The organism is Armatimonadota bacterium (assembly GCA_035527535.1).
Classification (GTDB): domain Bacteria; phylum Armatimonadota; class Hebobacteria.
Genome location: DATLAK010000032.1, coordinates 1 through 4,848 on the forward strand (window position 1 = coordinate 1; position 4,848 = coordinate 4,848).

Annotated in this window: 6 protein-coding genes; 4 read left to right on the plus strand and 2 right to left on the minus strand. The window is 70.6% G+C overall.

The window, feature by feature from the left end; translation table 11 throughout:
- Window positions 1-671 (plus strand): C40 family peptidase (locus tag VM221_01675; GenBank protein ID HUT73526.1); only part of this gene is annotated, 671 nt, incomplete at its 5' end.
- Between the two features lie 83 nt (window positions 672-754).
- Here the strand turns inward: VM221_01675 and VM221_01680 are convergent.
- Window positions 755-1,255, minus strand: coding sequence for a nitroreductase family protein (locus VM221_01680; GenBank protein ID HUT73527.1), 501 nt, complete (start codon window positions 1,253-1,255; stop codon window positions 755-757).
- A gap of 40 nt (window positions 1,256-1,295) precedes the next feature.
- Complete coding sequence (locus VM221_01685; GenBank protein ID HUT73528.1) at window positions 1,296-1,781, minus strand: hypothetical protein; 486 nt, start codon at window positions 1,779-1,781, stop codon at window positions 1,296-1,298.
- Window positions 1,782-2,006: 225 nt separating this feature from the next.
- On the opposite strand from VM221_01685, the gene VM221_01690 reads away from it, so the two are divergent.
- The 3 genes from VM221_01690 to VM221_01700 form a co-directional block, all read left to right on the plus strand.
- On the plus strand, window positions 2,007-2,501 hold the full coding sequence (locus tag VM221_01690; protein HUT73529.1) for a tetratricopeptide repeat protein: 495 nt from the start codon (window positions 2,007-2,009) through the stop codon (window positions 2,499-2,501).
- A 77-nt stretch (window positions 2,502-2,578) separates the two neighbouring features.
- Entirely contained in the window at window positions 2,579-3,148 is a 570-nt protein-coding gene (locus tag VM221_01695; GenBank protein ID HUT73530.1) for a (Fe-S)-binding protein, read from the plus strand.
- A partial coding sequence (locus VM221_01700; GenBank protein HUT73531.1) for an FAD-linked oxidase C-terminal domain-containing protein occupies window positions 3,141-4,848 on the plus strand: 1,708 nt, incomplete at its 3' end. The genes VM221_01695 and VM221_01700, both read left to right, overlap by 8 nt.

The following is a 4,848-nucleotide window of genomic DNA, read 5'->3' on the forward strand; positions in this document are numbered from 1 at the left end:
AGGAAAAGGCAGCGCCGGACGTCGCAGCGACCGAGCTTAGCATCCAGCCCGCTTCGCAGGCGCGCAGCGGGCCGGTGGTCGGCTACCTCGGCGTCGCCACCGAGGACACGGCGGCGCTGATTGACCCCCGCGGCCGGGAGCGCGTGTGCGCCGTCCCCCGCGGCACCAACCTCTGCGTCTCCTGCCGGTACTTGCAGCACTACGGCATCCTGATGGCCGATGGCGCGCTGGCGTGGGTGCCGCAGAAGGCCGTGGTCGTGCATCAGGTAGAGCTGGTCGCAGGGGTCGAGGTGCCGGCCGGGAGCAACGGGCGTGCGGACCTGCTGCAGGCCGCCTTCCGCTACTGGGGCCTGCCTTACCGTTACGGTGGCGCGCCGCCCGGGCCCACCGACTGCTCGGCCTTGGTCCAGGCCGTCTTTCGCGACTGCGGCCTGCGCCTGCCGCGCACCGCCGCTGAGCAGTTCAACTGCGGCTCCGCGGTCCCCCCCGACCAGCTGGCAATCGGTGACCGCCTGTACTTCGTCAGCGGCGACGGCAGCATCGGCCATACCGGGATCTACATCGGCAACGGCCAGTTCATCCATGCTTCCTCCCGGCGCGGCTGTGTCGGCATTGATTCCTTGCGCTCCGGGTTCTACCGCCGTCGTTTCGCGGGCGCGCGCCGGCCGTAGGCGGTCGCGGGGGGTGGCGGCGGTCTTCGCGGCCGATGCCGGCCGGCAAGGGGAACGGAGCGCAGGCGCCCGGGAGCGCAGCTTCAGCGCTGGCCGTAGCGCTCGCGGTGGACGACCTCTGCGAGCGGCCGCTTGTCCTTCTGGGCCGCAGGCCCAGCCGCGCGCCCTACCGGCAGCACCACCATCAGGCGCAGCTTGGGCGGCACGCCGAGCATGCGCTTCAGCTCTTCCTCCCGCGGCAGGATGCGACCCTCGATCCACACGCTGGCGTAACCCAAGGCGGTGATGGCGAGGAGCATGTTCTCGGTCGCCGCCGACAGATCCTCGAGCCAATAGCGGGAGGCCTCGGGGTCGGCAACCACGGCGACGGCGGTGTTGACGCCGCCGAGGCAGGCCTGGCACCGGGCGAGCTCATGCAGGGACCGCGGGTCGCGGATGACGATGAACTCGAAGGGCTGGCGGTTATAGCCGGAGGGCGCCCGCCGACCCGCATCGAGGATGCGCGCCAAGTCGGCCTCCGGGATGTCCACCGCCTGCAAGTCGCGCACCGAGGCGCGCTGCTCGATAGCCTCGAATAGCTCCATCTCGCTGTCCCTTCACCGACGTTCCCGCCCCCGGCGGAGGCTATTGCGGCCGTTTCTGCTTCTGCAGCGCCAGCCACAGATCGCCCGCCCCCGGACCTGCGACCGCGTCCAGCGCCTGCGTGCGCGTCTTGATCTCATCCACCTTCCACCCCCCCGCCTCGTGCACCAGGTAGATGGTGAGCTGGTGGCGCTCGTACACGGGCTGAAAGCCGGTCATCTGTGCGATCTGGAACACGACCTCCGCCTGCGCCTGCGCGGTGCCGCCCTCGATGGTCACCTCCTTGACCTTGTACGACCACAGCTCCCGGGGCTGGAACGGGCTGGTCATGGCGCCTATCGGCAGAGGGAGGGTGGAGGCCGATCGGGTATCGTAGAGCCCGTACTGGTGCTGGTAATCGCCCATCTTCTCCTGCTGGAGGTACTGAGTTACCACGTCGGTAACCTCTTTCTTCCGCGTCTCCGCGCACGACGTGGCGACCAGCATGGCGGCCAACAGGGGGACCACAAGCCAGGCCCGCGTGGTCATCGTGACTACCGACCTCCCGGTTGTTCGCTCACTCGTCGTAGCCCATTCCGCGCGCGGCTGCGGTTTCCCTGCCGCTGCGACCGCAGACACGCCGCCGGCGCCCTCGCGCGCGAACTGCGCTCTGACGGGTATCCGTACAAGCTCGTCCGCAGCGCGTGCCGGCGCCCTCGCGCGCTTGTGGAATAACGCCGATGCATCCACTCGTCAACGAGGGCTATCATCGTCATGCGCCGAGTAAGACTTCTGGTGTGGACCAGCGTCGCCGTTCTGGTCGTGTGTTCGGTGGGCCTTGCGGCCGCGCGCAGCAGGCGCATGGATCACGCCGAGCGGGCGCTGGAGCGGGCACAGCGCCTGCTCCAGCAGGGCGACCAGGCCACCGCCGCCCAGGTGCTTACGCGGCTGCTGCGCGAGCAGCCGCGCTGCAGCCGCGCTCATGCCCTGCTCGCCGACGTGCGCTCGGCGCAGGGACAGGATGCACAAGCCCTGGAGCACTACCGCGCCCTGGCCGACCTGGAGCCCCAGGATGCTCAGGCATGCTACGACCTCGTTGCCTGCTGTGTGGCCGTTCGACGCTACGACGTCGCGGAGCGCTACCTCGCCCGGTGGCTCCTGGGTGACCCGTGCGACACCCATGCTCGGCGCTTGCTGGCGTTCGTGCGCGAGCAGCGCGGCCACGTGGGGCGGAATCGGATTACGTCCCGTGCCGTCGCGGGTCTGTAGTCTCCACCTCCTCGCCGATACCCCCCGGCATGGCTGTATTTGCCAGACTCCGGCGACGGTGTATAATTGGAGGCAGCATGTCGGACCTGGTCGGAGCCATCGAGATCAGCCGCATCCTGCCCTGTCCCTCGGAACCGGGCAAGATCCGGGTCAACGCCGAGACCTCTTGTGATGTGAGCGAGCTGCTCCCGTACCTCAACGCGGTGCTCGGCCGGCCGATCTACAACCCCGCCGCGCCGGCGCTCACCGTCAATCGCAGCGGGCGCCTGATCACCCTCTACCCGCGCACGGTGTTCATGGCCAAGGTGCGCGACGAGGCCGATGCCCGGGCCCAGCTTGACTGGATTCGCAGCGCCCTCAATGACGTTCACGCGCGGCGCGCCGAGATCCAGCCGGTGCACGAACGCCGCCAGCGGTTGACGGAGCTGGAGATCTACAAGCTTCTGCCGGGCACCAACTGCGAGTCATGCGGGCGCCTGACGTGCCTGGCGTTTGCGGTCGAGCTGGCGGCGGGGCGCGCGGGGATCCTGAGCTGCGTGCCGCTGTTGGACGGCAGCTATCAGGACCAGCGCCAGGTGCTGCTGGAGCTGCTCGCCGCCGCCGGCTACGAGGTGCCTGACGCCTTTCGCAGCCCGGAGCGTGAGTGAGTTGGGCGCGTCGCCGCCGCGAGCCGGGCGCGGGCTGCCGCGCCAACTGCTGCGCGAGCTGCGCCGGGCGGTCGGCGCCCGCAACCTGCTGACGGCATCCGCCGATCTCGCGGTCTACGCTTACGACGCGACGCTCACGGGCGAGGCGCCGGGAGCAGTGGTGCTGCCGGCGGCGACGGAGGAAGTGGCGCAAGTCGTGCGCGCGGCCAATCGCTTCGGCGCCCCCTTCGTGCCCCGCGGCGCCGGCACCAACCTCAGCGGCGGCTCGGTGCCGGTAGGCAGTGGCGTCGTCGTGATCGCCCTCGCGCGCCTCAATCGGCTCCTGCACATAGACACCGCCAATCGCTGTGCGGTGGTTCAGCCGGGCCTGGTCAATCTCGCCCTCCAGGACGCGCTGGCCGCTGGGGGGTGGGTCTTCCACCCCGATCCCGCGAGCCAGAAGGTCTCCACCATCGGCGGCAATGTCGCCGAGAACGCCGGCGGGCCGCACTGTCTCAAGTACGGGGTCACCACCAACCACATCCTCGGCGCGCGGGTCGTCTTGCCGGACGGCGAGATCATTGACCTGGGCGGCAAGGCGGTGGATGCGCCGGGCTACGATTTGCTGGGGCTGATCGTCGGCTCGGAGGGGACGCTGGGCATCGTTACCGAGGTCACGGTGCGCATCTGGCGGCTGCCGCAGGCGGTGCGCACCCTGCTGGCGGCGTTCGACGCGATGGATTCCGCGAGCCAGGCGGCGTCGGATATCATCGCCGCCGGCATCATCCCCGCCGCCGTCGAGATGATGGACCGGCCGATGATCCAGGCGGTGCAGGCGGCAATGGACGCCGGCTATCCGCACGACGCGGAGGCGATCCTGATCATCGAGGTTGACGGCTTGCCGGAGGCGCTGGCGGATGAGGCGCGGCGATGCGAGGCGATCTGTCGGCGGCTGGGCGCGCGTGAGGTGCGCAGCGCCGCCGATGAGCGCGAGCGCGAGCGGCTGTGGGCCGGCAGGCGGGCGGCGGGCAGCGCCGTGGCGCGGCTCACCTGCGCGCACCTGACGAGCGACGGCGTCGTGCCGCGCTCGAAACTCCCGGCCGTGCTCCGGGAAATCCGGGACATCGCGGAGCGCAACGGCCTCCACGTCGTCAACTGCCTCCACGCCGGCGACGGGAATGTGCACCCCGAGATCATTCTCCCCAGCACGGATGAGGTTGCGCGCGCGCGGGCCCAGCGCGCCAGCCTCCAATTCCTGCAGGCGTGCATCGCCGCCGGCGGAACCATCAGCGGCGAGCACGGCATCGGTCGCGAGAAACGTGACGCCATGGTGCTGCTCTACGCCCCCGCCGACCTCGCCGCCCACGCCGCCGTCAAGCGCGCCTTCGATCCGCGCGGCTGGTGCAACCCGGGCAAGGTGCTGCCCGACGAGCTGCCCGCGGTGGGACCCGGCGCGGAGCCGAGGTCCCCGCGCGATCACGCGGCGCCGCCGCCGCCCTCCCTGGTGGTGGACGATAGGTCCCCCGCCGGCATGCTCACCCCCGCCTCCGAGCGCGAGCTGGCGTCGCTGCTTGCGGGCGCCGCTGATGAGGGCGCCGCGGTCATCGCGGTCGGCGCCGCCACCAAGCTCGATCTCGGCACGCCCCCGCAGCGGTTTGACTACGCCCTGTCGCTGAGGCGCGTGACCGGGGTTATCGAGCACGACGCCGACAACCTCACGG